General features: G+C 74.9%; 26 protein-coding genes and 1 pseudogene. 15 read left to right on the forward strand and 12 right to left on the reverse strand.

The window, feature by feature from the left end; translation table 11 throughout:
- Positions 1-14: 14 nt before the first annotated feature.
- Positions 15-614, forward strand: coding sequence for a TetR/AcrR family transcriptional regulator (locus ACWEPF_RS21120; RefSeq protein ID WP_452173734.1), 600 nt, complete (start codon positions 15-17; stop codon positions 612-614).
- Between the two features lie 44 nt (positions 615-658).
- On the opposite strand, the gene fabG is transcribed toward ACWEPF_RS21120, so the two are convergent.
- From fabG to ACWEPF_RS21135, 3 genes are all read right to left on the reverse strand, one after another.
- A complete protein-coding gene (gene fabG / locus ACWEPF_RS21125; protein WP_452173735.1) occupies positions 659-1,465 on the reverse strand; it encodes a 3-oxoacyl-ACP reductase FabG in 807 nt (268 codons plus the stop codon).
- A 139-nt stretch (positions 1,466-1,604) separates the two neighbouring features.
- A complete protein-coding gene (locus tag ACWEPF_RS21130; RefSeq protein ID WP_452173736.1) occupies positions 1,605-3,017 on the reverse strand; it encodes a vanadium-dependent haloperoxidase in 1,413 nt (470 codons plus the stop codon).
- 277 nt (positions 3,018-3,294) lie between these two features.
- Positions 3,295-3,837: a carboxymuconolactone decarboxylase family protein gene (locus ACWEPF_RS21135; protein ID WP_345285989.1), complete on the reverse strand. Its 543-nt coding sequence runs from the start codon at positions 3,835-3,837 to the stop codon at positions 3,295-3,297.
- Positions 3,838-3,951: 114 nt separating this feature from the next.
- Between ACWEPF_RS21135 and ACWEPF_RS21140 the strand changes: the two genes are divergently transcribed.
- The 3 genes from ACWEPF_RS21140 to ACWEPF_RS21150 all read left to right on the forward strand — a co-directional run bounded on the left by ACWEPF_RS21140 (position 3,952) and on the right by ACWEPF_RS21150 (position 6,856).
- A complete protein-coding gene (locus ACWEPF_RS21140; protein WP_452173737.1) occupies positions 3,952-4,551 on the forward strand; it encodes a CGNR zinc finger domain-containing protein in 600 nt (199 codons plus the stop codon).
- Between the two features lie 197 nt (positions 4,552-4,748).
- A complete protein-coding gene (locus ACWEPF_RS21145) occupies positions 4,749-5,663 on the forward strand; it encodes a LysR family transcriptional regulator (RefSeq protein ID WP_452173738.1) in 915 nt (304 codons plus the stop codon).
- Between the two features lie 110 nt (positions 5,664-5,773).
- A complete protein-coding gene (locus ACWEPF_RS21150) occupies positions 5,774-6,856 on the forward strand; it encodes an NAD-dependent epimerase/dehydratase family protein (RefSeq protein WP_452173739.1) in 1,083 nt (360 codons plus the stop codon).
- Between the two features lie 248 nt (positions 6,857-7,104).
- On the opposite strand, the gene ACWEPF_RS21155 is transcribed toward ACWEPF_RS21150, so the two are convergent.
- Together ACWEPF_RS21155 and ACWEPF_RS21160 are read right to left on the reverse strand one after the other, a co-directional pair.
- A complete protein-coding gene (locus tag ACWEPF_RS21155; protein WP_452173740.1) occupies positions 7,105-8,259 on the reverse strand; it encodes a sensor histidine kinase in 1,155 nt (384 codons plus the stop codon).
- A gap of 9 nt (positions 8,260-8,268) precedes the next feature.
- The gene (locus ACWEPF_RS21160; RefSeq protein WP_452173741.1) at positions 8,269-8,979 is read right to left on the reverse strand and encodes a response regulator transcription factor; all 711 of its coding nucleotides are present in this window, start codon (positions 8,977-8,979) and stop codon (positions 8,269-8,271) included.
- A gap of 116 nt (positions 8,980-9,095) precedes the next feature.
- Between ACWEPF_RS21160 and ACWEPF_RS21165 the strand changes: the two are divergent.
- The 3 genes and pseudogenes from ACWEPF_RS21165 to ACWEPF_RS21175 form a co-directional block, all read left to right on the forward strand.
- Positions 9,096-9,809: pseudogene (locus ACWEPF_RS21165) on the forward strand (glycosyltransferase family 2 protein); the annotation flags it as partial.
- Between the two features lie 177 nt (positions 9,810-9,986).
- Complete coding sequence (locus ACWEPF_RS21170) at positions 9,987-10,430, forward strand: DUF2064 domain-containing protein (protein WP_452173794.1); 444 nt, start codon at positions 9,987-9,989, stop codon at positions 10,428-10,430.
- Positions 10,427-11,095: a methyltransferase domain-containing protein gene (locus ACWEPF_RS21175; RefSeq protein WP_452173742.1), complete on the forward strand. Its 669-nt coding sequence runs from the start codon at positions 10,427-10,429 to the stop codon at positions 11,093-11,095. Before ACWEPF_RS21170 ends, ACWEPF_RS21175 begins: the two co-directional genes overlap by 4 nt.
- 61 nt (positions 11,096-11,156) lie before the next feature.
- Here ACWEPF_RS21175 and ACWEPF_RS21180 read toward each other — a convergent pair whose 3' ends face one another.
- Positions 11,157-12,542 (reverse strand): hypothetical protein, encoded by a 1,386-nt coding sequence (locus tag ACWEPF_RS21180; protein WP_452173743.1) that lies wholly within the window; start codon positions 12,540-12,542, stop codon positions 11,157-11,159.
- 113 nt (positions 12,543-12,655) lie between these two features.
- On the opposite strand from ACWEPF_RS21180, the gene ACWEPF_RS21185 reads away from it, so the two are divergent.
- The 5 genes from ACWEPF_RS21185 to ACWEPF_RS21205 all read left to right on the forward strand — a co-directional run bounded on the left by ACWEPF_RS21185 (position 12,656) and on the right by ACWEPF_RS21205 (position 16,155).
- Positions 12,656-13,837 carry a molybdopterin-dependent oxidoreductase gene (locus tag ACWEPF_RS21185; protein ID WP_452173744.1) on the forward strand — a complete coding sequence of 394 codons (1,182 nt, stop codon included), beginning with the start codon at positions 12,656-12,658 and terminating at the stop codon, positions 13,835-13,837.
- The gene (locus ACWEPF_RS21190; protein WP_452173745.1) at positions 13,834-14,247 is read left to right on the forward strand and encodes a hypothetical protein; all 414 of its coding nucleotides are present in this window, start codon (positions 13,834-13,836) and stop codon (positions 14,245-14,247) included. The genes ACWEPF_RS21185 and ACWEPF_RS21190 overlap by 4 nt, the downstream gene beginning before the upstream one ends.
- A 312-nt stretch (positions 14,248-14,559) precedes the next feature.
- A complete protein-coding gene (locus ACWEPF_RS21195; RefSeq protein ID WP_452173746.1) occupies positions 14,560-15,276 on the forward strand; it encodes a molybdopterin-dependent oxidoreductase in 717 nt (238 codons plus the stop codon).
- Positions 15,260-15,901: a cytochrome b/b6 domain-containing protein gene (locus ACWEPF_RS21200; protein ID WP_452173747.1), complete on the forward strand. Its 642-nt coding sequence runs from the start codon at positions 15,260-15,262 to the stop codon at positions 15,899-15,901. Before ACWEPF_RS21195 ends, ACWEPF_RS21200 begins: the two co-directional genes overlap by 17 nt.
- Before the next feature lie 59 nt (positions 15,902-15,960).
- Complete coding sequence (locus ACWEPF_RS21205; RefSeq protein WP_452173748.1) at positions 15,961-16,155, forward strand: hypothetical protein; 195 nt, start codon at positions 15,961-15,963, stop codon at positions 16,153-16,155.
- An 8-nt stretch (positions 16,156-16,163) separates the two neighbouring features.
- Here ACWEPF_RS21205 and ACWEPF_RS21210 read toward each other — a convergent pair whose 3' ends face one another.
- From ACWEPF_RS21210 to ACWEPF_RS21220, 3 genes are read right to left on the reverse strand one after another with little or no spacing between them, the layout of a single operon-like run.
- Entirely contained in the window at positions 16,164-16,943 is a 780-nt protein-coding gene (locus tag ACWEPF_RS21210; RefSeq protein ID WP_452173749.1) for an FAD:protein FMN transferase, read from the reverse strand.
- Positions 16,940-17,401: an FMN-binding protein gene (locus tag ACWEPF_RS21215; protein ID WP_452173750.1), complete on the reverse strand. Its 462-nt coding sequence runs from the start codon at positions 17,399-17,401 to the stop codon at positions 16,940-16,942. The genes ACWEPF_RS21210 and ACWEPF_RS21215 overlap by 4 nt, the downstream gene beginning before the upstream one ends.
- Positions 17,402-17,410: 9 nt before the next feature.
- Positions 17,411-18,778: a ferredoxin reductase family protein gene (locus ACWEPF_RS21220; protein ID WP_452173751.1), complete on the reverse strand. Its 1,368-nt coding sequence runs from the start codon at positions 18,776-18,778 to the stop codon at positions 17,411-17,413.
- Positions 18,779-19,046: 268 nt separating this feature from the next.
- On the opposite strand from ACWEPF_RS21220, the gene ACWEPF_RS21225 reads away from it, so the two are divergent.
- Positions 19,047-19,334: a DUF427 domain-containing protein gene (locus ACWEPF_RS21225; RefSeq protein ID WP_452173752.1), complete on the forward strand. Its 288-nt coding sequence runs from the start codon at positions 19,047-19,049 to the stop codon at positions 19,332-19,334.
- Positions 19,335-19,388: 54 nt separating this feature from the next.
- On the opposite strand, the gene ACWEPF_RS21230 is transcribed toward ACWEPF_RS21225, so the two are convergent.
- The 3 genes from ACWEPF_RS21230 to ACWEPF_RS21240 are packed head-to-tail and all read right to left on the reverse strand — an operon-like array spanning position 19,389 to position 22,779.
- Positions 19,389-20,126, reverse strand: coding sequence for a succinate dehydrogenase/fumarate reductase iron-sulfur subunit (locus tag ACWEPF_RS21230; protein WP_452173753.1), 738 nt, complete (start codon positions 20,124-20,126; stop codon positions 19,389-19,391).
- Positions 20,123-22,066, reverse strand: a complete 1,944-nt coding sequence (locus ACWEPF_RS21235) for a fumarate reductase/succinate dehydrogenase flavoprotein subunit (RefSeq protein WP_452173754.1) — start codon at positions 22,064-22,066, stop codon at positions 20,123-20,125. Before ACWEPF_RS21235 ends, ACWEPF_RS21230 begins: the two co-directional genes overlap by 4 nt.
- Positions 22,063-22,779 carry a succinate dehydrogenase cytochrome b subunit gene (locus tag ACWEPF_RS21240; protein WP_452173755.1) on the reverse strand — a complete coding sequence of 239 codons (717 nt, stop codon included), beginning with the start codon at positions 22,777-22,779 and terminating at the stop codon, positions 22,063-22,065. Before ACWEPF_RS21240 ends, ACWEPF_RS21235 begins: the two co-directional genes overlap by 4 nt.
- A gap of 83 nt (positions 22,780-22,862) precedes the next feature.
- Here ACWEPF_RS21240 and ACWEPF_RS21245 point away from each other — a divergent pair, with 83 nt between their 5' ends.
- A complete protein-coding gene (locus ACWEPF_RS21245; protein WP_345280397.1) occupies positions 22,863-23,786 on the forward strand; it encodes a LysR family transcriptional regulator in 924 nt (307 codons plus the stop codon).
- 78 nt (positions 23,787-23,864) lie between these two features.
- The gene (locus tag ACWEPF_RS21250) at positions 23,865-25,766 is read left to right on the forward strand and encodes a potassium channel family protein (protein ID WP_452173756.1); all 1,902 of its coding nucleotides are present in this window, start codon (positions 23,865-23,867) and stop codon (positions 25,764-25,766) included.
- The last annotated feature ends 10 nt before the right edge of the window (positions 25,767-25,776 follow it).

Here is a 25,776-nt window from a genome sequence, read left to right on the forward strand (position 1 = left end):
ACCGGGGATGGGCCATGGTCGAGAGGAAGCGCCAGCCGAGCGGCGACGAGGCGCGGGGGAAGGCGATGCGGGCCGCCATCGGCGCCATCGCGGAGAAGGGCCCCGCCGGGGTGCGGATGGCCGACATCGCGGCCCGGGCCGGCATGAGCACCGGCCACATCCTCTACCACTTCGGCCGCAAGGACCGGCTGCTGCTGGAGGTGCTGGCCTGGAGCGAGGCCGACCTCGGGGCCCGCTTCGAGGAGGCGGCCGCCGGGGCCGACACCGCCTCCGAGAAGCTGGCCCACTTCGTCCGCTACTACCTCCCCCGCGGCCAGGGGGACGAGCGCTACGGCCTGTGGACGCACATGTTCGCCCGCCGCCACGACGACGCGAGCCGCCTGCTGCTCACCGAGCTCTCCGACACCTGGGACGCCCGCCTGGAGGCCGTGGTCCGCGAGGGCCAGGCGCGCGGCGAGTTCGCCCCCGTCGACCCGGCCGACTTCACCGTCCGCGCCGTCGCCATGCTGAACGGCATCTCCGCCGACATCATGTTCGGCCGTCCGCGCTGGCAGCAGGCCTCCCCCGACGCCTTCGCCCTGGCCGCCCTGGAGCGCGAGCTCCGGGCCTCCTGACGCGCCGTCAAGGGAGGCCCGGGGAGAGCGCGTTCTCGCCGGAACTAGCCGGAGACCGCCGCCGGAGCGAAGGCCTCCAGCGACTCGGGGACGGTCTGGCCGCCGTCGACGGTCAGGGTCTGGCCGGTGATGAAGGCGGCCTCGTCCGAGGCGAGGAAGCAGACCGCGTGGGCGACGTCGGCCGGCGAGCCCAGCCGGCCGAGCGGGACGGCGGCCGCCATCCGTCGCAGGTAGTCCTCGCCGAGCGCCTCCAGGCCCTCGGTGCGGACGTTGCCCGGGAGCACCGCGTTGACGGTGATGCGCAGCGGGGCCAGCTCCAGGGCCGCGCCGCGCAGGAAGCCGAGCTGGCCGGCCTTGCTGGCGCCGTAGTGGGACCAGCCCGCGTAGCCGGTGGTGGGGCCGGTGATCGAGGAGGTGAGCACGACCCGGCCGTGCCCGGCGCGCTCCATCGCGGGCAGACAGGCACGCACGGAGAGGATGGAGCCGCGCAGGTTGACGGTGAGGACCTCGTCGACGTCGGCGGCCGTCATCTCGCGCAGCGGCTTCTCGGGGAAGATCCCGGCGTTGGCGCACAGCACGTCCACGTGCCCGTGCAGGCGCTCCGCCAGGGCCGCCACCTCCTCCATCGCCGCCGGGTCGCGCAGGTCCGCGCCGGCGCCGACCACCCGTCCGCCGGTGGAGCGGACCAGAGCCCCGGCGACCTCCCGCGCGGCCTCCCGGTCGCGGCCGGTGAGCAGGACCGCCGCACCCCTGCGGGCGAACTGCTCGGCGATCCCGCGCCCGATGCCGCGCGTGCCGCCCGTCACGATGACCGATCGCTCCCGCCAGGGGGTGCCGCCCGTGCCGTTCATGGTCCGCTCCAGTTCCTCCGCCGGGTCACGTCGGGCTCACCGTACATCACTCTCCGTAGTCACCGGGCCACCGGGCCCCGAACGCGGCCGTGCCCGGCCACCGAAGTGACCGGGCACGGGATTCCGAGGGGAGCTGGGGTCAGCCGAGGCGGTGGGCGTTCCAGACGTAGCCACCGACCTTGGTGCCGCCGGCGACACCGGTGACGGTGTCGAAGCGGTAGTGCACGCCGTTGTAGACGCGGCTGATCGCGTTCTCGGCCGCGGCGGAGGAGAAGGAGCTGATGTGCCGGGTGACGCCACGCGCGTTCGGGTCGTCGGTGGTGCCCTCGTAGGGCAGGGTGTCGGTGCCCCACCAGCCCTGCATGATCTGCGCCCAGGTCGCACCGAAGGTGGAGTGACCGGACTGGTAGGCCGGGAACGACGGCGAGAAGTGGGTGCCCGCCGCGTCCATCGACAGCGGCAGCCAGCTCGGGTCCGCCACCGTGGCCGGGTTGTTGTCGGTGTCGGCGAGGGTGATGGCGGACTGCGGACGCCACAGGTCGAAGTCGGAGTCCCACTTGGCGTCCCACGCCACGATCGCGGCGTCGGCCAGGGCGATGGACAGGGTGCCGAAGAGCTTGGCGGTGTAGAAGGAGGACGCGTTCGGCTTGTACTTGTTGAGGACGACCAGGGTGTGGTCGTACTGCTGGCCGGTCGGCTTGTAGGTGCCGTTGGTGTCATTGGCCCAGAAGCGGGCGATCTGGGTCTGGTCGGCGGTGCGGGTGGTGGAGTTCCACGCACCCAGCTCCTTCACCTCGTTGACCGCGTCCGCGTAGATGCTGGAGGGCAGCAGGGTCTCGGCGGTCTCGAAGCCACCCGGCTTGGCCGGACGGAACTGGTCGGAGCGCTCCATCACCCACGGCTTGACGTGGCCCCAGTTCGGACCACCGGCCGCGGCACCCGCGGTGGTGGGCCGCCAGTGACCCGGCTCCAGACGCGGCACGTACGGAGTGGTGTCGGCCGAGCCGTCGTTGGCACGGAAGTCGATCAGCGCCTGCGCGTTCTTGGTGCCCCAGTACTTGCCCAGCTCGACGTCGGCGGCGGTGCCGGAGGAGGTCAGGCTGCGCGCGGCCAGCAGGTCGTCGTCCAGGTTCACCGTCGGGAAGGAGGTCTTGAGCGTGGTGTAGGCGGCGTAGTCGATCGCCGCGTCCAGCGCACCGTACTTGCGGCGCAGCTCCGGGGTGTAGGTCAGGTAGGGGTCGCCGACCTTGTAGATGGAGTTGACGGTGTCGTAGATCGCGATGTTCATCATCGCGCCGGCCCGGGTGATCGGACCGGCGACGCCGCCCGCCTCACGGGTGGCCTGGAGCATCGCGCGCTCCCAGAACAGCACGTGGTCCGGACCGAGCTTCTTGGCGACCGCATCCGGCACGGACTCGACCGAGTGGACCTTCTCGTCCGCACCGTCGACCTCGGCGAGGGCCTGGGAGGGGACCATCGCGACCAGGGCGCCGATGGCGACAAGGGTGACCAGGGCCTTGCGGCCGCGGCGGGAGATGCTGACCTTCGACATTCCGATTCCAATCCGATCCATCGATACGAGGCTTGGCATTCCGCCGGTCTCTTTCCCCGGCTGCCCTCCTGACAACAACAACGTTATCCGCCGCACCAACGGATGGAAGGCCGTGTATCCCTATATCAGGGATCGGTGGATTCGATGCCCCCACCACCGGAAAAACCGAAAGGCCCTGCGCAAGAATGCGCAGGGCCTTTCGGTCAGGTATTCCATTCGGAACCCACGGACACCGCACGGGGGAAATCGGTGTCCGTGGGCGCCGTACGGCACGGGCTCAGCCGAGGTGGCTGACGACCGGCCAGTCGATGGCCACGCCGGCGGCCTTGTTGAAGTAGTTGGTGAAGACGTTCAGCGAGACGTTGGCGATGACCTCGGCGATCTCACCGTCCGTCAGACCGGCGCTGCGGGCGGCCTTCAGGTCGGCGTCGTCCAGGTCGCCCTTGGTGTGCAGGATCGCGACCGACAGCTTGAGGACAGCCTCGGTGCGCGGGTCCGCGGCCTTGGCCCGGCGGGCGTCGGCGGCGGCGGTCTCGTCCAGGCCGGCCAGGTTGGTGGCGATGTAGGTGTGGGCCGACAGGCAGTAGTCGCAGCTGTTCTCCTGCGCCACCACCAGGGCGATCGCCTCGCGGACGGCCGCCGAGAGCGAGCCGCCGCCGAGGGCGCCGGAGAACTCGAGGTAGGCCTTGAGGACCGCGGGGCTGTTGGCCATCACCTTGGTCATGTTCGGGGTCACCCCGAGCGCCTTCTGCACGGCGCCGAGCAGGTCGGCGGCGGCACCCTGGGCGTCGGCGGGCTCGATGATCGGAAGGTTCGACACGGTGGACTCCTCAAGACGCGGTGGACAAGTTTTCTAACGGTTGGCGGCGTCTGCTGCCGTGAGAACAGTGACACAGGCTTCTCACGGATGCAAGTCGGGGTTACCGTTAGAACCATGAGAGTCGACGACCTTGAGAGCGGAGGGGCGCCCCTGCTGGGCGAGCCCCTGCCCATCGAGCTGGCCAACGCCACCTACGCGGTCCGCGGCCGCTTCGTGGACGGGCTGCAGACCACCGACCACGTCGCCGCCTGGCTGCGGGACAACCGCGCGCGGTTCACCGAAGCCGTCCCCGACCGCGACCTGCTCGTGGTCAACGCGGCCGAACTGGACGCCACCCGCCGGCTGCGCGACGCCGTCCGCCTGCTCACCGACGCCGCCGCCCACCGGACCCGCCCCCCGCAGGAGGCCATCGACACCGTCAACCGGCAGGTCCGCACCGCACCGCGCTGGCGCGAGCTGAGCTGGGGCGACAGCGCCCCGACCGCCACCACCCACTCCACCTCCGATCCGATCGGCACCGCCCTCACCGAGGTCGCCCAGCAGACCGTCGACCTGTTCTCCGGGCCGGACATGCCCAAGGTCACGGCCTGCGAGGCCCCCGGCTGCGTCCTGTACTTCGTCAAGGACCACCCCCGCCGCGAATGGTGCTCGCCGACCTGCGGCAACCGGGCGCGGGCCGCCCGGCACTACGAGCGCACCAAGCGGAACGGCTGACCGTGCACGGAGCAGGCCGGATTCCCGATTTCCGGAAACGGCCCGATACTCCGTCATGATCCGTCGTTCTCGCGGATTGCGAACAGCACCCGCCCCGTGCCACGATCTAACGGAGGCCGACCCTCGCAGCCATTAGGCCTGGGTCGGCCCGTTCCGTGCTCGCGAATTCACACGCCGTGCGCCTGGGGGGCCGTTCCATGGATTTCACCTTCCGTCAACTCAGAACGTTCCGGGACGCCGCAGAATCCGGCAGCCTCACTCTCACGGCAAAACGTCTCGGCTGTTCGCAGTCCAATGTGACGACGCAGATCCGCGCCTTGGAGACCCGATTCGGCGCCCAGCTCTTCGTCCGCACGCCGAGCGGCGTCCAGCTCACTCCCGCCGGCCGGACGACCAAGGAGTTCGCCGACCGGCTCTTCGCCGCCGTCGACGAGATGCACAGCGAGCTGAGACCCGGCGCCGGCCCCACCGGCACCGTCACCGTCGCCTCCACGCCGCTGCTGATGGAGTACGAGATCGGTGACCTCGTCCGCGACTGCCGCCGGCGCCACCCCGGGGTGACCCTCGCGCTCCGGGCCACCAGCGCCGCCGACGTCGACGAGGCCGTCACCACCGGCCAGGCCGACATCGGGCTCACCCTGGTCGCCGACCCCGCCGACCAGCCCGCCGGCCCCGCCGGCATCAGCCGCCAGACCCTCTTCGAACTGCCCCTGGTACCCGTCGGCGAGCCCCTGCCGGGCGGCCCCGGCCTCCAACCGGCCGTCGAGCACGTCCTGGTGGTCGACCCCGCCTGCGCCAGCCACGACGGCCTGCTGCGGCACCTGCGCGCCCGGTACGGGATCGAGCCGCCCACCATGGAGGCCGGTTCGGCCCGGGGCGCGATCGGCCTGGCCTGTGCGGGGCTCGGGGTGACGATGCTCCCGGAGCGCGCCGTCACCGAGGCTCCCGGGGCCGCCGGAGCCACCGTCGTGCCCTGGCTACCAGGCACCACCGCCCACGTCCAGGCCGTGTGGAACGGAACCGGACGGCTCGCACCCGCGGCCGCGGCCTTCCTGGAGCTGGTCCGGCAGGCCGCGAGCGCCCGGCCGCGCCCGGCCCTGATGGCCGCCTGATCCGGATGCGGTGACGACTCGTCAGGGGCCGGCGGCGCGAGTTCTTACGGCTCGCTGACGACCCGGCCGGGATGCACCGGAGGTGCGGACGGCGGGCGTAGCGTCCGGGCATGGACATTCTGCTGACCGGCGGCGCCGGGTTCATCGGGTCGGCCGCGGCCGCCCGGCTGGTGGCCGAGGGCCACCGGGTGCGAGTACTGGACGCCCTGCTCCCCGCCGTGCACGGATCACCCGACCGCAGGCCCGAACTGCCCGACGGTGTCGAGGAGTTCATCCACGGTGACGTCCGCGACCGGGCGGTGGTGGAGCGGGCCCTGGACGGGGTGACGGCGGTCTGCCACCAGGCGGCGATGGTCGGCCTCGGGGTGGACCTGGAGGACGCCCCCGAGTACGCCGGCTGCAACGACCTCGGCACGGCCGTGCTGCTGGCCGCGATGGCCCGGCTCGGCGTCCGGGACCTGGTGCTCGCCGGATCGATGGTGGTGTACGGCGAGGGGCGCTACGACTGCCCCGAGCACGGCGGCGTCGCACCGGCCCCGCGGCGGGTCGCGGACCTGGAGGACGGACGGTTCGAGCCGCCCTGTCCGGTCTGCGGCGCACAGCTGCGGCCGGGCCTGGTCACCGAGGACGCTCCGACCGACCCGCGCAACGTCTACGCCGCCACCAAGCTCGCCCAGGAACACCTCGCCTCCGCCTGGGCCCGGGCCTGCGGCGGGCGGGTCCTGACGCTCCGCTACCACAACGTCTACGGGCCCGGGATGCCGCGCGACACCCCGTACGCGGGGGTCGCCTCGCTCTTCCGCTCCGCGCTGGCCCGGGGCGAGGCCCCGCTGGTGTACGAGGACGGTGGCCAGCGGCGGGACTTCGTGCACGTCTCGGACGTGGCCGGGGCCAACGCCGCGGCCCTCCGGGCGGTGACCGGCCGCCCGGACGGCACCGCCCGGGCCTACAACGTGGGCAGCGGTGAACCGCACACCGTCGGGGAGATGGCGGCGGCCCTCGCCGCGGCGACCGGCGGCCCCGCCCCGGTGGTGACCGGGCACTACCGCCTCGGCGACGTACGGCACGTCACCGCCGACTCCAGCCGCCTGCGGCAGGAGACGTCCTGGCGGCCGCTGATCGGCTTCACCGAAGGAATGACCGAGTTCGCCACCGCCCCCCAACGCCCCACCGCCCGGGCCGCCACCACCTGACCCGCCCGGCCCGGCCACCGGGACCGGACAGCCGACGACCAGCCGCCCCACCCCGGCCGCCACCCGGGCGGCCCGTCGCCCCACAGACCGGCCCCGGCCGAGCCGGAGCCCACGGACGGCCGGGGCCGAAGGGCGACCCCCGCCACGGTCCTCTCAGGGGCCGCGACCAGCGACGCCACCCGCACCCGACGGCCCATCACGCCGAAGGTGCGCAACCGCGGCGGGCCGCAGGCCAGGGCGCGGGCCGGTCAGGCCGGCCGGTGGGCCGTGGGGAGGCGGATCTCGAAGCGGCAGCCGCCGTCCACGTTGGAGACGCTGGCGCTCCCGGCGTGGGCCTCGGCGATGCCGCGGACGATGGCCAGGCCCAACCCCGCGCCCCCGCCGAGGCGTTCGGCCCCGTCGGCGGTGCCGAGCGGGTGCGGGGTGCGGGCGCTGCCGCCGCGCCAGCCGGTCTCGAAGACCCGGGGCAGGTCCTCCTCCGGGATGCCGCCGCAGCCGTCGGTGACGGCCAGCACCACCTCGCCGTCCTGCCGGCTGGCGGTCACGGCGACCACGCCGTCCGCGGGCGTGGCGCGGATCGCGTTGACCAGCAGGTTGCCCAGTGCCCGGGAGACCTCGCGGCTGTCGACCTCCACCGGTGCGGGGTCGACCTGCCCGCCGAGCAGCCGCACGCCGCGCTCCCGCGCGAGCGGGTCCGCGCCGGCCAGGGCGTCGCCGACCAGGTCGAAGCAGGAGATCCGGGCGGGGGTGAGGTGCAGGGCGCCGGTCTGCAGCCGGGAGAGTTCGAACAGGTCGTCGACCATGCCGGTGAGCCGGTCGACCTCGGTCGCGATCCGGCCGTGGTAGCGGGCCGGGTCCTCGGCCACTCCGTCCTCCAGGGCCTCGGCCATCGCCCGCAGGCCGGCGAGTGGGGTGCGCAGGTCGTGCGAGATCCAGGCGATCAGTTCCCGCCGGGAGGCCTCCAGGGTCTGCTCGCGCTTGCGCGACTCGGCCAGCCGTGCACTGGTCGCCGCCAACTCGGCGCTCAGCTGCGCGAGTTCCGCGCTCAGCGGCTGGTCGGGCGCGGTGAAGCCGCCGTCGCTGCCGACGGTGCGGGCGGCCAGGGCCAGCGCCCGGCTGCCGCTGACGGCCTGCCGACCGAGCACCGCGGCGGCGATCAGCGAGACCACCGCCCCTATCGCCAGCACGGTCATCACCACGCCGAGGTCGTGCTCGGAGAGGAACATCGCCTGGGCGACGGCGGTGGTGCCGGAGGCCATGGCCAGCACCGTGACCACGGCGACGGCGGACAGCGACAGCGCCACCGAGCGCCGGCGCAGCGCCCGGACGGCGGGCCAGCCCAGCAGGCCGGCGGCGCCCGCGCCGAGGGCCGCGTAGGCGGCGATGAGCAGGAGGTCGTTCATGACGGCGGGTCAGCTCCCTGTCGGGTCGAATCGGTAGCCGACGCTCCACACCGTGGTGATGAGCTCGGGCGCGGCGGGGTCGTCCTCGATCTTCTCGCGCAGCCGGCGGATGTGGACGGTGACGGTGGAGCGGTCGCCGAACTCCCAGCCCCAGACCTCCCGCATCAGCTCCTCCCGGGAGAAGGCCGTCCCGGGGTGCCGCAGCAGGAACTCCAGCAGGTCGAACTCCCTCAGCGTGAGCGAGAGTTCGCGTCCGGCCCGGTAGCTGCGGCGGCCGACGGGGTCGAGCAGCAGGTCTCCCGCACTGAGCACGGCGGGCTGCGGGGCGCGGGCGGGGCCCCGCCGCAGGACCGACTGGACCCGCAGGGTCAGCTCCCGGGGGCTGAACGGTTTGGTCACGTAGTCGTCCGCGCCGAGCTCCAGGCCGAGCACCCGGTCGGCCTCGTCGCCCTTGGCGGTGAGCATGACGACGGGCAGTCCGGCGCTGTCGGGCCGCTCGCGCAGCCGCCGGCAGACCTCCAGCCCGTCGATGCCGGGCAGCATCAGGTCGAGGACGACCAGGTCGGGCCGGTGGGCGGCGGCGGCCGCGAGGGCGGAGGGTCCGTCGGCGGCCCGGTCGACCTGGAAACCCGCGCGCAGCAGGTAGCCGGTGACGACCTCGGCGACCGTCGGGTCGTCGTCGACCACGAGGATCCGGGCGGTGGGGGCAGGCAGGGTCACGGGGTGAGCCTAGGCGCCGACCGGCTCCGCGGGCGACGGCCCGGGCGACGGGCGGGCACCGCGTAGCACTTCCGTAAGGACGTCGTACCGGGCCGGGCGCCCCGTCCGGCACTAGCGTGAAACGGGTGACCACTCCCTCCCTCCCCGCCCCCGTCGACGTGGTGCTGCCCTGTCTGGACGAGGCCGCCGCGCTGCCCTGGGTCCTGGGCCGGATCCCCGACGGCTGGCGTCCGATCGTGGTGGACAACGGCTCCACCGACGGCTCGGCCGCGATCGCCGCCGGCCTCGGCGCCACCGTGGTGCACGCGGCGCGGCGCGGCTTCGGCGCGGCCTGCCACGCCGGGCTCTCGGCCGCGACGGCCGAGGTGGTGTGCTTCCTGGACTGTGACGGTTCGTTGGACCCGCGCCAGCTGCCCCGGGTGGTGGACCCGGTGCTGGCCGGCACCGCCGACCTGGTGCTCGGCCGCCGACGGCCGACCACCCGGGGAGCCTGGCCGCCGCACGCCCGGCTGGCCAACGCCGCGCTGGCCCGGCGGCTGCGGGCCCGCACCGGTGCGCCGCTGCACGACCTGGGCCCGATGCGCGCCGCCCGGCGGGAGCGGCTGCTGGCCCTGGGGCTGGCGGACCGGCGCTCCGGCTACCCGCTGGAGATGGTGCTGTCCGCCGCGCTGGCCGGCATGCGGATCGCCGAGACCGAGGTGGACTATCGTCCCCGGTCCGGGCGTTCGAAGGTGACCGGGACGGTGCGCGGCACCCGGCAGGCGGTCCGCGACATGCGGGCCGTCCTCGCCGCACCGCCGCCGACCCTCCTGGTGATCGCCAAGGCTCCGGTGCCGGGCCGGGTCAAGACCCGCCTGACCCCGGCCTACACCCCCGAGCAGGCCGCCGAGTTGGCCGAGGCGGCGCTGGCCGACACGCTGGCCACCCTCTCCACCGTGCCCGCCGGGGAGCGGATCCTGGCCCTGGACGGGGAGCCGGGCCGCTGGCTGCCGACCGGGTGGCGGGTGGTGCGCCAGAGCGGCGGCGGGCTGGATGAGCGGCTGGCGGCGGCCTTCGGGCACGCCCGGCCCAGCGCTCCCGCTCTGCTGGTCGGCATGGACACCCCCCAGCTGGACGCCGCGAGCCTGGCCGCCCCGCTGGCCCCCGGCGCGCGTGCGGGCGCCGACGCCTGGTACGGCCCGGCCGCCGACGGCGGCTTCTGGGCGCTCGGCCTGGCCCGGCCCACTGCACCGCTCGCCCGTCAACTCCTGCTGGGCGTCCCGATGTCCACCCCGCGCACCGGCGAGGCCCTGCTGGCCCGGCTGGACGCGGCCGGGCTGCGCGTGGGCCGGTTGCCCCGGCTCACCGACGTGGACGACGCGGCGAGCGCCGCCGAGGTCGCCGCCGCCGCACCGGGCACCCGCTTCGCCGCCCGGCTGGCCGGCATCGCCACCGCGCGGGCGCAGCGGTGACCACCACCTGCGGGATCCCGGTCCGCCCGTGGATCGACGACCCGTTCACCCGGGCGATCCGGGCCGGCCGCGGCCCGCTCTGGCTGCGCTGCGAGGACGGCTCCCGCCTTTCGCTGGAGGTGGAGCGCTGGTGCGCGCCGCCCGACCGCGCCGACCGGACGCTGCTGGAGCGCTGCCGGCTCCACGGCGGCCCGGCCCTGGACGTGGGCTGCGGCCCGGGGCGCCTGGTCGCCGAGCTGCTCGCCACCGGCGTGCCGGCCCTCGGCGTCGACCTGACCGAGGCGGCCGTCACCCGCACCCGCGGCCTGGGCGGCAGCGCCCTGTGCCGCTCGGTCTTCGACCGGCTGCCCGGCGAGGGCCGCTGGGGCGCGGTGCTGCTGGCCGACGGAAACCTGGGGATCGGCGGTGACCCGGCTGCCCTGCTGCTCCGGATATCCCAACTACTGGGCCCGGGGGGCCTGTTGCTGGCCGAGGTGGAGCCCGTCGAGACCGACGAGCGGCTGGTGGTACGGATCGAGGACGGCGACGGCCGGACCGGCCCGCCGTTCCGCTGGGCCCGGCTGGGAGCGGACGCCCTCGCTCGCAGCGCGCGCCCGGCCGGCCTGACCGAGACCGAGCGCTGGACGGCCGACGGCCGCCGCTTCACCGCCCTGCGCCGGAGCTGACCGGGACCGGCACCGCTTCGCCGCCCTGCGCCGGAGCCTGACCGGGACCGGCACCGCTTCATCACTCGGTGACAGGACCGACCCGCGCCCGCCGCCGCGCCGCCGCACCGGCCAGCACCGCCAACAGCGCGGCTCCGTAGGCGGGTTGCTGCGCCTGAGCCCCCGCCAGGTAGAGCACCTGGGCGGCGGCCGGGACGGCCAGCCACTCCCAGCGCCCGTCCAGCGCGACCAGCGCGACCACCAGCAGCCCGTACCAGGGGTACGCCGGAGCGACCACCAGCAGCGCCGCCCCGGTCACCGACAGCGCCCCGCTCCACGGCCGCCCCGGATCGCCCCGGAACAGCACCCACCCCACCACCGCCAGGATCACCAACCCTCCGGCCAGCGGGGCCAGTTGATCGGGCAGGACCAGCCTGACCAGACCGAAGCGGGCGAACCCGTCCTGCTGGTAGCCCTCCTCCTTCAGGTATCCCGGCAGGTACCCGAGCACCCCCGGCCCCGAGGCCACGACGTACGGCAGGTAGGCGAGCGCCGCAGCGGCCAGCGCGGCCGCCGGCAGCACCAGGTCCCCGACGCGGGGCCGCCGGGCGAACACTCCGGACAGCGCCCCCGGCAGGGCCAGCGCGGGCACCAGCTTGGTCGCGACGGACAGGCCCAGCAGCGCGCCCCCGACCACCCTGCGGCCCCGGGCCGCACCCGCCAGGCCGGCCACCATCAGCAGCGCCCCGAGCGTGTCCACGTGCGCGTCGTTGACCGCCCACACCGCCACCCCCGGACACCACCCCCAGAGCGCGGCCCGCCGGGCCGGGCCCGCCCCGAACCGACGGAGCGTCAGCAGCAGTGCCCCGGTGGTCGCCACCGCCAGCAGCGCCCCGCCCGCCTGGGCGGCCCGCACGCCGTACCGCCCGCCGAGCGCGTACAGCCCGGCGAACCAGCCCTCGGCGACCGGCGGGTAGATGGTGTGCACGGCCGGGCGGTTGACCTTGCTGCACCCGCCCGCCGAGGTCCGCCGCTCGTCCCAGCCCGCGCAGTCGCCGCCCGGCGGGAAGAGCTCGGGCGCCCGCGCCCGCAGCCCGGCCAGCTCCGGTGCGTCCGGGGCGTACGCGTACGGGGAGTGCCCGGCGGCCTGCACCCGTCCGTCCCACAGGTAGCGGTAGGCGTCGTCGCTGGTGCGGGGCGGCGCCAGCAGCCCGGCGGCCGCGACGGCGACGCTGCCCGCCAGCACCAGGGCCGGGACCGCCCCCGGCGGGACCCGCCGCAGCAGCAGCACGGCGAGTGCGAAGAGCGCCGCGTCGAGGGCGTACCAGCCGTACAGCCCGCCCCGGTCACCGAGCGTCCCGCCGCCCGTCACGGTGGCGGCCAGGGCGGCGACCAGGGCCGCCAGGGCGAGGACGGCGGGCCAGAGGGCACGGCGGTCGGGGCGGTCGGGGCGCGTGGTGTCGGACACCCCGTCAGCGTGCCACCGCGGCAAGGCCGCAGCCGGGAGCCGCAGGCCGCCGTACGACTTCCGTAAGCATGTCGCACCGCTCGAACCGCCCCGATCGGCGCTCTGATGAAGGCATGAAGGACACCACCACCGACGGCTCCTCCCGCCGGTTCGACCTCCCCCTGCCGCCGCCCCCGGACGCCCTGCGGATCGGCCCGCTGCGCGAGGGCACCTTCCGCTCCCGCCTGCACGAACCGCGCACGGCGGTGGTCCTCGGCCGCTGGCTCGGGGCGGCGATCGTGCTCTGCTTCCTGACCGGTCTGCTCAGCCACGGCCTCCAGGAGCCGCCCGGTTGGCTGCGCGGCCTGCTGACGAGCCGTCCGGTGGACGGCTACCGGGTCACCCAGGGCCTGCACGTGATCGCCGGGACGGCCGCGATCCCGCTGCTGGGCGCCAAGCTCTGGACGGTCTACCCGAGGCTCTTCGAGTGGCCGCCGGCGCGCAGCGTCCTGCACCTGCTGGAGCGCGCGGCCATCGCCGTCCTGGTCGCGGCCACCCTGCTGGAGCTGTTCACCGGGCTGCTCAACACGCTGCAGTGGTACCCGTGGCCGTTCCCGTTCCGGCAGACCCACTTCTGGCTCGGCTGGACCATCACCGGCGCCCTGCTGCTGCACGTCGCCGCCAAGGCCGCCACCATCACCGAGCACTGGTGGCGTCCGCGCCTGCCGCTGCCCGGCCGCCGCGCCTTCCTGGGCACCGTCGCCGCCTCGGTCACGGCCGTCACCCTCACCACCGCCGGACAGACCGTCCCCTGGCTGCGCGGCCTCGACCTGCTCGCCCCGCGCCGCCCCGACCTCGGCCCGCAGGGCCTGCCCGTCAACCGCACCGCCGCCCAGGCCGGCACCACCACCGTCCCCGCGGACTGGCACCTGACCGTCCACGGCCCCACCCCGCTCCGCCTCTCCCTCTCCGACCTGCGCGCCCTGCCGCAGCACTCCGCCCGGCTGCCGATCTCCTGCGTGGAGGGCTGGAGCGCCTCGGCCGACTGGACCGGCGTGCGGCTGCGCGACCTGCTCGACCTCGCCCGGGTGCCGGCCGACGCCCGGCTGCGGATCGTCTCCCTGGAGACCTCCGGCCCCTACGCCGTCACCACCATGGAGCCGGTGTACGCCCGCGATCCGCTCACCCTGCTCGCCCTGGCCGTCAACGGTCAGGTCCTCGACGCCGACCACGGCCACCCGGCCCGGGTCATCGCCCCCAACCGCCCCGGCGTCCTGCAGACCAAGTGGGTCTCCCGGATCGAGGTGCTCGGATGAGGCCCCTGCGCATCGTGCTCGGCGCGGCCGGCGCCGCCCTCCTTGCCTTCGGCCTGTACGGGCTGCTGACCGACCCCTACATCACCGACCCGCTGGACGTGCTGCTCTGGTCGGCCGGCGCCGTCGTCGTCCACGACGGGCTCTGGGTGCCGCTGGTCCTGCTGGCCGGGGTGCCGCTCACCCGCCACCCGGCGGTGCGCGCCGGGCTGACGGTGGCCGCGGCGGTCAGTGCGGTCGCGGTGCCGGCCGTCCTGCGGGCCGGGGAGGACCACGGCAACCCGTCCGTCCTCCCGCTGCCCTACCTGCGCAACTGGCTGCTCCTGCTGGCCGGGATCGCGGCCGTGACCGCTCTCACCGCCGGCCTGTCCGCCGCCCGCCGAGCCCGCGCCCGGCACCGGGCACCCCGCTGAGACCCGCACCGGACACCCCCGCGAAGGCCTGATCCGGTCTCCGGCCGCGCTCGCGCCTGCGGTCGCGGTCGGCCGGTGGGCCCTCCAACGCCTCGACGGGGACGGCGCGAAACGACCAGCACCATCAGCAGCCTTCCGTACCGGGCGAGTTCGCCGGCGGCCCGGTGCGCGGCACGCTGCGTCCGGCCCGACCACCCTCCGAACCGGCTGCACCGACACGCCCACGGCCCCGCCGGGCCGAGAGATGACGGAAGTCTCACGTCCCTCCGCCACCCCTTGGCCCGGGCCGCTCCACCTGCTCGAATCGGAGCCATGAAGCACGAGGACGAAACGGCCGCCACCGGCGCGCCGGTGGGGCGACGGGTGGTGCTGGCCATGCTCGGGCTCGGCGCGGCCGGGGTCGCGGCCGGGCCCTGGCTCCAGCGCGGCGTGGACGCCGTCACCAGCGCGGACCCGACCGGGGTGACCGGACTGCTGCCGGGCGGCAGCGGCTTCCGCTACTACTCGGTGGTCGACTCGGTGCGCCCCCGCACGGCCGCCGACTACATGCTGACCGTCGACGGTCTGGTGGACCGCCCGGCCGCCTACCGGCTGCCCGAGCTCCAGGCCCTGCCGCAGCGCCGGATCGTCCGCGACGTGCAGTGCGTGACCGGCTGGCGGGTGCCCGAGACCCGCTTCGAGGGCGTCCGGCTGGCCGACCTGCTCGACGCCGCCGGAGTGCGGCCGGACGCGGCGGCGGTGCGGTTCAGCTGTTTCGACGGCGCCTACACCGAGTCCCTGACGCTCGATCAGGCCCGCCGGGACGACGTCCTGCTGGCCCTGCGGATGCAGGACGCCCCGGTCACCCACCAGCACGGCGGGCCGGTGCGGCTGTACGTGGCGCCGATGTACTTCTACAAGTCCGCCAAGTGGCTCTCCGGCATCACCCTCACCCCCGCCGTCGAACCCGGCTACTGGGAGCGCCGCGGCTACGAGACCGACGCCTGGGTCGGCCGATCGAACGGACGCGACGATGCCCCGACCTCCTGAGACCGCCCACGTCCCCCCGGTGCCCCGGGTCGCCCGCTTCAGCCCCGCCCAGCGCCGGGTGCACCGGGCCACCGCCGCCCTGATGCTCACCTGCCTGGCCACGGCCGCCGTCCTCTACCTCCCCTCCCTCTCCCAACTCGTGGGCAGGCGGGGGTTGGTGAGGACGGTGCACGAGTGGTCCGGCCTGCTCCTCCCGGTGCCGCTGCTGCTCGGCCTGGTCTCCCACCACCTGCGCGCCGACCTCACCCGGCTCAACCGCTTCACCGCCGCCGACCGCACCTGGCTCCGCGCGGTCCGCCACGGCTCGCCCCACCGCCCGGCGGGCAAGTTCAACGCCGGCCAGAAGCTCTACGCCGCCTTCACCGCCGGGGCCGTCCTGGTCCTGCTCGGCACCGGCCTCCTGATGTGGTTCACCGGCCTCGCCCCGCTGGCCTGGCGCACCGGGGCCACCTTCGTCCACGACTGGCTCGCCACGGCCGTCGCCGTCGCCGTCACCGGCCACATCTGGATGGCCGCCCGCGACCCCGAAGCCCGCCGCGGCATGCGCACCGGCACCGTCTCCCGCCCGTGGGCCGCCCGCGAACACCCCGACTGGACCCCGGACGACACCCCGGCCCCGTCCTGACCCGCCGTTACCCACCACCCCCGCGCCGGTCGGCCGGACCCTTGGTCGATGATGTCCCCATGTCCAACCGCATCAGTGCCCTGATCTCCGTCCTCGGCGCCCTCGCCGGCACCGTGCTGCTGGCCGGGGCGGTCCGTGAGTACCGCTCCGGAGCGTCGGTGCTCTGGGTCGTCGCCGGCAGTGTGCTCGTCCTCTGTGCCCTGTATGCACTCGTACGGGACGTGAAGCGGCTGCGCGGGGCTCCGACGACCTGAACGACCGTTCAGCGCACGGCGGCCCGCAGCGTCCAGGCCGACGGAGCGGCCCGGGGCAGGTAGTGAGCCAGGCCGTGGGTGCGCAGCTGGGAGCCGTCGGGGAGGACCGCGAAGGCCTCGACCTCCTGGCGTTCCTCGACCCAGGCGAGACCGGCCGCGGGGCCCATCGCGCAGACCGCGGTGGCCCAGGCGTCGGTGCGGGCCAGGCCGGTGCCGGGGGCGCCGACCAGGGTCAGCGAGGCGAAGCCGAGCGCCGGTCGACCGGTGGCGGGGTCGAGGACGTGGGCGCCGCGCTCGGCCGTCCCGGAGGTGGCCACGGCGAGGTCGCGTCCGGTGAGCACCGCCGCCAGGGTGCCCGGCCGCAGCGGGTGGGCCACGCCGATCCGCCAGGGGCCGCCGGCGGTCTGGATGTCGCCGCCGCCGCTCACGCAGTGCTCCCGGGAGCCGGAGTGCCGCAGGATCCGGCAGGCCTCCTCGACCGCCCAGCCCTTGACCCAGCCGCTCGGGTCCAGCCGGCCGGCGGGCCGGGCGGAGAACCAGCCGTCGGTCTCCCGGCCGGTCTGCGCGCAGCGCTCCAGCGCCTCGGCCAACTCCGGGTGGCAGTCGGCCGGTTCGACCTCTCCCCGGGCCAGTCGGCTGACCTCGCTGGTCTCCCGGTGGGTCGAGAAGCGCGCGTCGATCTCGTGCAGACGGGCCACCAGCCGCTCCAGCGAGGCGGCGGTGCGCGGGCCGGGGTCCCGCACGGTGACCGAGAAGACCGTGCCCATGACGTGCTCGGCGTGCTTCACGAGCCGCTCCCGCCGGCCTTGTCGAGCGCGCTCTGCAGGGAGCGGGTGTACCCGTCGCTGGTGTAGGTGGCCCCCGTCACCACGTCGATGTCGGCGCTCTGGGCGGAGATCGCCTCCTGGTTGAGGACGGGGAGGGCGTAGGAGTTGATCTCCCGGTCGCGGCGGTCCTCGGACGGGTACCGGACCGCCTCGACGGCGGTGATCCGCGTCCCCGTCAGGGTGACCTTCACCTGGACCGGCCCGTACCGGGTGTCGACCGCGTCGCCGGTGACCGAGCGGGTGGCGGCCGAGGCGTCGGTCGCGGCCCCTCCCGCCGGCCCTCCCGCCGCCCCTCCCGGCGCTGCGGTGGGGCCGCCCGCGCCGATCGCCGCCGCGGGCGTGCTCTCGTGCGGTTTCAGGGAGAGCAGCAGGATCACCCCGGCGGCGGTGGCGGTCCCGGTGACGACGGCTCTGCGCATGACGGCTCCTCAGAAGGCGAACGACTCGTGGTGGATGTGGTCGGCCCGCACCCCGGCGGCCCGCAGTGCCCGGACGGCCTCCGCCGCCATCGCCTCGGGCCCGCACAGGTAGACCTCGTGCTCCGCCAGGTCCGGGACCAGCCGGCCCAGGGCCGCACCGAGCTCGCCGACCTCGGCCCGGGAGCCGGTCAGCGCGTGCACCGTGGCGCCCCGGCGGGCCGCTATCAGCGCCAACTCCCCTGTGAACAGGAGCTCTTCGGGACCTCGGGCCCGCTGCACCAGCGTCACCTCGCCCGGCAGCGTCTCGAACAGCGCGCGCAGCGGGGTGATCCCGACACCCGCGCCGAGCAGCAGCACCTTCGGCCGCCGGTGCAGCCGTCCGGTGAAGGCGCCGTACGGGCCCTCGGCGCGCACCCGGGCGCCCGGGCGCAGGGCGGCGACCGCCGCGCTGTGCGGGCCGAGGTCCTTCACCGTGAAGCGCAGGTGCCCGGGGTGCGGCGGCGCGGAGAGCGAGTAGGGGTTGGCGGCCCAGCGCAGCCCGGGCGCCTGGAACTGCAGGCGGAAGAACTGGCCCGGCTCGGCGCGGAGTCGGTCCAGCCGACGGCCGGTCAGGAAGACCGAGACCACGCCCGGCCCCTCCGGCCGCACCTCGGCGACCACCAGCCGGTGCCGCCGGTCGCGCAGCCACGGCAGGGCCAGCCGGTACCAGCCGAGTGCGGCGGCGGTGCCGAGGTAGAGCACGTACCAGGCGGCCCGGCCGGGCGTGCCGCCGCCGAGGTCGGCGCCGGTGGCCAGTTGGTGGCCGAAGGCCAGGGCGACGGCGAGGTAGGCCGCCAGGTGGAGGAAGTACCAGGCCTCGTAGGACAGCCGCCGGCGGGCCGCGCGGGCGGAGACGGCGCCGGTGCCGAGCAGCAGCAGGGTGCCCAGCGCGGCCTTGAGCATCTCGGGGTAGTGGAACACGATCTCCATGCCCTCGCCGAGCACCCCCTGACCGTCCGTCAGCGCGTAGCCCCAGACGACCGTCAGCACGTGCACCGTCACCAGCGCCACCAGGTAGCGCCCGCCGAAGGCGTGCCAGCGGGCCAGCCGGTCGGCGCCGACCTCCCGTTCCAGGAACGGGAGTCGGGCCATCAGCAGGAGCAGCACCGGGGCCGCGTACCCGGCCAGCAGTCCGGTGATCCGGCCGGCCCCGGTCAGCCACCCGGCCGCCCCGGTGACCGCACCGGTCCCCTGCCACCAGAGCGCGAGGACGGCGAGGGCACCGAGGGCGACGGCCGCCCGCACCAGAACGGGGACGGTGGCGACCGGGAAACGGTGGGTCGTGCGGCGAGCCGTGCGACGGTTCATGCGGCGGGGCGGCGGTGTGACGGCGGCCATCGCGGCCTCCTCTCCGGGGAGTACCCGGGCGGCCTGGCGCCGCCGAGGAGTCAGACCCTGGCACCGGAACCTCTCGGTTCCCTGTGAATCCGGGCCTTCCGGGGGCTCCTCGGCCGCTCCGCCGGCGGCCGCACCGCAGGTCGGCCCCGTCCTGACGGGGATTCCGCGCCCCTGCGGATCTCACCGCATTCTCATCTCCGCTCCGTCCGTCTCCGCCCGTCCCGCAGCGCGCATTGAAACCCGGGCCCCGGCCCGCCAGAATCGGCGCATGGCTACCGCACGCTGGCAGGACACCGTCATCGCCCGGAGCGACGAGACCGTCGTCGTCGAGGGGAACCACTACTTCCCGCTCGACTCGGTCCGGCGGGAGTTCCTCCTCCCCTCCGACACCACGACCCTGTGCGGTTGGAAGGGCACTGCCTCCTACTACACCCTCGACGTCGACGGGCGGACCAACCCCGACGCCGCCTGGTACTACGCCGACCCGCTGCCCGAGGCGGAGCACGTCCGCGGCCGGATCGCCTTCTGGCGCGGCGTCGACGTCACCGAGCACTGACCACCGGGCACCTCCGCTCCCTGCGCGGCGTCCCCGGCGGTCGCTGACACGCGGTCAGCCGCGCAGGGAGCGGAGGTGTTCGCGGTTCAGCAGGGAGATGCCGGTGAGCGGGATGCCCTTGGGGCAGGCGGTGGCGCACTCGCCGGTGTTGGTGCAGCCGCCGAAGCCCTCGGCGTCCATGGTGTCGACCATGGCGCGGACCCGGGAGGAGCGTTCGGGGGCGCCCTGCGGGAGGACGTTGAGGTGGACCACCTTGGCGGCGGTGAAGAGCATCGCCGAACCGTTCGGGCAGGCCGCCACGCAGGCGCCGCAGCCGATGCACTCGGCGTGCTCGAAGGCGAGGTCGGCGATCTCCTTCGGCACCGGGGTGGCGTGCGCCTCGGGGGCCGAGCCGGTGGGGGCGGTGACGTAGCCGCCCGAGCCGATGATGCGGTCCAGGGCGGTGCGGTCCACCACCAGGTCCTTGACCACCGGGAAGGCGCCGGCCCGCCAGGGCTCGACGTCGATGGTGTCGCCGTCGCGGAAGTGCCGCATGTGGAGCTGGCAGGTGGTGGTCCGCTCGGGGCCGTGGGCCTGGCCGTTGATCACCATGCCGCAGGCGCCGCAGATGCCCTCGCGGCAGTCGTGGTCGAAGGCGACGGGTACGTCGCCGCGCCGGATCAGCTCCTCGTTGAGGGTGTCGAGCATCTCCAGGAAGGACATGTCGGGGCTGATGCCGGAGACCTGGTAGGTGGTCATGGAGCCGGGGGCGTCGGGGCCGGGCTGGCGCCAGATGCGCAGGGTGAGGTTCACGCGTAGCTCCGCTGGGTGGGGTGGACGTGTTCGAAGTGGAGTTCCTCGCGGTGCAGCACGGGGGCCCGCCCGGTGCCGGTGAACTCCCAGGCGGCGGCGTAGGAGAACTCCTCGTCGCGGCGGGCGGCCTCGCCCTCGGCGGTGGCGCTCTCGGTGCGGAAGTGGCCGCCGCAGGACTCGGTGCGGTGCAGCGCGTCCAGGCACATCAGCTCGGCCAGCTCCAGGTTGTCGACCAGCCGGTTGGCCTTCTCCAGCGCCTGGTTGAGCTCGGCCCCGCTGCCGGGGACCTTGACGCGCCGCCAGAACTCCTCGCGCAGCTGCGGGATCCGCGCCAGCGCCCGGCGCAGCCCGGCCTCGTCGCGGGCCATCCCGCACTCGTCCCAGAGGAGTTCGCCCAGCTCGCGGTGGAGCGAGTCGGGCGTGCGGTCGCCGTCGACGGCCAGGATGCGGGCCAGCCGGTCGGCGGTCTCGGCCTCGACGGCGGCGATCTCGGGGTGGTCGGCGGGCACCGGGGCGAGCGGGGTGGAGCCCAGGTAGTGGTTGAGGGTGGGCGGCAGCACGAAGTAGCCGTCGGCCAGGCCCTGCATCAGGGCGCTGGCGCCGAGCCGGTTGGCGCCGTGGTCGGAGAAGTTGGCCTCACCGATGGCGAACAGGCCGGGCACGGTGGTCTGCAGGTCGTAGTCGACCCAGAGGCCGCCCATCGTGTAGTGGATCGCGGGGTAGATCCGCATCGGCGAGGTGTACGGGTCCTCGGCGGTGATCCGCTGGTACATCTCGAAGAGGTTGCCGTACCTGGCCTCGACGGTGTCCCGCCCCAGCCGGGCGATGGCGTCGGCGAAGTCCAGGTAGACCCCCTGCCCGCCGGGGCCGACGCCGCGCCCCTCGTCGCAGACCACCTTGGCGGCCCGGGAGGCGATGTCGCGCGGGACGAGGTTGCCGAAGGCCGGGTAGATCCGCTCCAGGTAGTAGTCGCGCTCCTGCTCCGGGATCTCGGCCGGCGGGCGGGTGTCGCCCTTCGCCTTCGGCACCCAGATCCGGCCGTCGTTGCGCAGCGACTCGCTCATCAGGGTGAGCTTGGACTGGTGGTCGCCGCTGCGCGGGATGCAGGTGGGGTGGATCTGGGTGAAGCAGGGGTTGGCGAACAGCGCGCCGCGCCGGTGGGCCCGCCAGACGGCGGTGGCGTTGGAGTTCTTGGCGTTGGTGGAGAGGTAGAAGACGTTCCCGTAGCCGCCGGTGGCCAGCACCACCGCGTCGGCCAGATGGGTCGTCAGCTCGCCGGTGACCAGGTCGCGGGCCACGATCCCGCGGGCCCGGCCGTCCACCACCAGCAGGTCCAGCATCTCGGTGCGGGCGTGCAGTTCGACGTTCCCGGCGGCGATCTGCCGGGACAGCGCCTGGTAGGCGCCGAGCAGCAGCTGCTGGCCCGTCTGGCCGCGGGCGTAGAAGGTCCGGGAGACCTGGACGCCGCCGAAGGAGCGGGTGTCCAGCAGCCCGCCGTACTCGCGGGCGAACGGGACGCCCTGGGCCACGCACTGGTCGATGATCTCCACCGAGACCTGGGCGAGGCGGTGCACGTTGGACTCGCGGGCGCGGAAGTCCCCGCCCTTGACGGTGTCGTAGAACAGGCGGCGCACCGAGTCGCCGTCGTTGCGGTAGTCCTTGGCCGCGTTGATGCCGCCCTGGGCGGCGATCGAGTGGGCGCGCCTCGGGGAGTCCTGGAAGCAGAACTGCACCACGTGGTAGCCCTGTTCGGCCAGGGTGGCGCCGGCCGCGCCGCCCGCCAGGCCGGTGCCGACCACGATCACGGTGTGCTTGCGGCGGTTGGCCGGGTTGACCAGCTTGGCCTCGAACCGCCGGCGGTCCCAGCGCTCCTCGATCGGGCCGTCCGGGGCCTTGGTGTCGGCGACGGGCGCGCCGAGGGTGTAGTCGAGGTAGCTCATCGGACCACTCCGGTCATCACGGCGACGGGGACGGACAGGAAGCCGGCGGTGAGCAGCAGCGCGAGTCCGTTCGCGGTGAGCTTCAACCCCCGGTCGCGGCGCGGGTTGTTGGCGCCGAGGGTCTGGGCGGCGCTCCAGAAGCCGTGCCGCACGTGCAGGCCGAGCGCCAGTACGGCCAGGCAGTAGACCCCGCCTCCGTACCAGGTGGAGAAGGAGGCCACGATGTTCTGGTACGGATGGCCCTCCTCGCCCAGCGGGTTCACCGTCAGGGTGGTCAGGTCCAGGATGTGCCAGACGATGAACAGCCCGAGGATCACCCCGCCCCAGCGCATGGTGCGGGTGGCGTAGCTCGCCCGGCGGCGGGTGTGCGCGTACCTGACCGGACGGGCCTTCAGGTCGCGGCGGCTCAGCTGGTACGCGGCGACGCCGTGCGCGACCACGGCCGTGAGCAGGACCACCCGGGCCAGCCAGAGGAACCAGCCGAAGTGCAGCAGCGGCTGGCCCAGGGTGCGCAGCCAGTGCGCGTAGCCGTTGATGTCCTCCGGCCCGAAGAACACCTTGAGGTTCCCCAGCATGTGGGCCACCAGGTAGAGCAGCATGACGAGTCCGCTGACCGCCATGACCGCCTTCTTGCCGAGGGTCGAGCGCCAGAGGACCGCCAGCTTGGACGGACGGGAGGGCGGACGGCCGTCCGTCCGGGTCGCGAGTGCCATGCCGGAAACGGTAGGGACCTTCGGCACGGTGCGTCCAAGACATGGTTCCGGTCCTGGCGATAGGCAGAGCCTATGATGGGTGGATGCAGCTCCAGCAGCTCCGCTACTTCACCGCCGTCGCCGAGACCCGCAACTTCACCCGGGCCGCCGAGCGGGAGCTGGTCGCGCAGCCCTCCCTCTCCCAGCAGATCCGTTCCCTGGAGCGGGAGTTGGGGGCCGCGCTGTTCCACCGCGCCCGGACGGGGGCCACCCTCACCGACGCGGGCGAGGCCCTGCTGCCGCTGGCCCGGCGCATCCTGGCCGACACCGAGTCGGCCCGCCGCGCGGTGCAGGAGACGGTCCAGCTGCGGCGCGGCCGGGTCCGCTTCGGGGCTCCGCCGAGCCTGTGCGTCAGCCTCGTCCCGGACGTGCTGCGGACCTTCCGATCCGCCCACCCCGGGGTCGACCTGCAGCTGCGCGAGGGTGGCTCGCGCGGACTCGAAAGCGCCTTGGAGGCAGGCGAGTTGGACCTCGCCCTGGTGGTCCCGCCGGCCGGTGGCGGGCCGGTCTCACTGGCCGTCACCGAGGTGCTGCACGAGGAGCTGGTCCTGGTCTCCGCCACCGCCCCGGCGGCCGGGCGCCGGGCCCGGATCGAGGACCTGCGGGACCGCCCGCTGGTGATGTTCCGCGAGGGCTACGACGTCCGGGAGACCACCCTGGCCGCCTGCCGCCGGGCCGGCTTCGAGCCCGTCTACGCCGTCGAGGGCGGCGAGATGGACGCCGTCCTCGCCTCCGTGCGGGCGGGCCTCGGCCCGGCCGTGCTCCCCGGCATGGTCGCCGCCCGCTCCGGCCTGCACGTCACCCCCTTCACCCGCCCCGGCCTCGGCCGCACCATCGCCCTCGCGCACGGCCGCGAGGTCCCCCTCAGCCGCGCCGCCGCCGAGTTCCGGACGGCCCTGCTCACCCACCTCACCGAAGCCGCCCGCACCGGCGCCCTCCCCCCGGGCAGCCGCCTGCTGCTGCCCTGAGTCCGCCCGCAGGTGACAGGTCGTCAACAATCGGTGCCCGGTGTGCCCGAGGGGTCCGGTGACGGCCAGACTGTGCCGGTGAGCACTTCGATCCCGCCCCACCCGCCCCAGCTGCACCAACCGCCCCGGTTCGAGCAGCCCCCGCTGCCCCTCCCGCTCCCCCGGGAGCCCGAGCGGCCGCCGGAGCTCTCCGGGCACATGGTGGTCTGCGGGAACGACGCGCTCGCCCACCGCATCGCCCTCGAACTCGCCACCCTCTACCGGCAGGAGGTCGTGGTGGTCCTCCCGTCCCGGCTGCACGGGCACGGACCCCAGATCACCGCGCTCGCCGCCGACCGGGGGCTGCGGGTCAGCACCGTCGAGGCCGCCGAGACCGATGCCGCGGCGCTGGCCGCCGCCGGGGTGCCACGCGCCGCGGCGCTCGCCCTCACCTCCGAGGACGACCAGGCCAACCTGCAGGCCGCGCTCCGGGCCCGCCGCCTCAACCCCGACCTGCGCCTGGTGGTGCGGGTCTTCAACCGGCGCCTGGGCACCCGGGTCGAGCAGCTCCTCGACCGCGCCGCCCTGGCCCGCGACCCCGGCCTGGCCCCCGGCTCGCTCACGGCCTCCACCACCGTGCTGTCCGCCTCCGCCACGGCCGCCCCGGCCCTGGTCGCCGCCGTCCTGGGCGGCCACACCCACGCCCTGCCCGTCGACGGCAGGCTGCTGCGGGTCGCCGAACTGGAGCCCGGGGCCCGCGCCGAGGGCACCGAACTCGCCGTCCTGGCCGCCCCCGCCCCGGTGCCGCCGCACCCCGACGGCCGCCCCGCCCAGGTCGCGCTGCCCGACCCGGCCGACGTCCCGGCCTCCGGCCCCCGCACCGTCCTGGAACTGCTCGGCCCCACCACCCCGCCCCGCCCCCGCCGGCTCCCCGACCTCAACCGCCTCCCGCTGGCCGAACTCTTCACCCCGCGGCTGCGCTGGGCCCTGGCCGGACTGGCCCTGCTGCTGCTCGTCCTCACCGCCGTCACCTGGCTGGTCACCGGCCAACCCCCCGTGCACGCGGCCTGGTTGGTCACCCTCGACGTGCTCGGCATCTCCGACCCGGCCGCCGAGGCCGGCCCCGGCGGCAAGACCCTCCAACTGGTCTCCGCCGTCAGCGGGATGATGCTGATGCCGTTCCTGATCGCCCTCAGCCTGGACGCCCTCGGCACCTTCCGCTCCGCCACCACCCTGCGCCGCCCGCCGTCCGGCCTGACCGGGCACGTCGTGCTGGTCGGCCTCGGCCGGGTCGGCAGCCGGGTCCTGGACCGGCTCTGGGAGCTGGGCATCCCCGTGGTCTGCGTGGACCGCTCCCCCACCGCCCAGGGCATCGCCCGCGCCCGTACCTACGACGTCCCGGTGGTCATCGGCGACGCCACCCAGGACGGCGTCCTGGAGGCCGCCAGGATCGGCCACAGCCGCGCCCTGCTCGTCCTCACCAGCGAGGACGGCACCAACCTGGAGGCGGCGCTGGCCGCCCGCGAGAGCGACCCCCGGCTCCGGGTCGTGCTCCGGCTGTTCGACGACGGCTTCGCCAACGACGTCTACCGCGCCCTGCGCGCCTCCTACCCCCAGGCCGACACCCGCAGCCGCAGCGTCTCCTTCCTCTCCGCTCCCGCCTTCGCCTCGGCGATGATGGGCCGTCAGGTGCTCGGCGCCATCGCCATCGGCCGCGAGGTCCTGCTGGTCGCCGCCCTCGACGTCACCGGCAACCCCCACCTCGCCGACCGCACCATCGGCGAGGCCCAACGCCCGGGCTCCTGGCGCATCCTGGCCCTCGACCTGGCCGACCCCGCCGAACGCCGCCCCGACCTCACCAGCCCCTACACCGCCGAGCCCGAACTCCTCTGGAACCCGGCCCCCACCCACCTGCTCTCCCCCGGCGACCGGGTCGTGGTCGCCGCCACCCGTGAGGGCCTCGGCCTCCTCACCGCACCGGACCACCACACCCCGGCCTGAGGCCCCACCG

The organism is Kitasatospora sp. NPDC004289 (assembly GCF_053602875.1).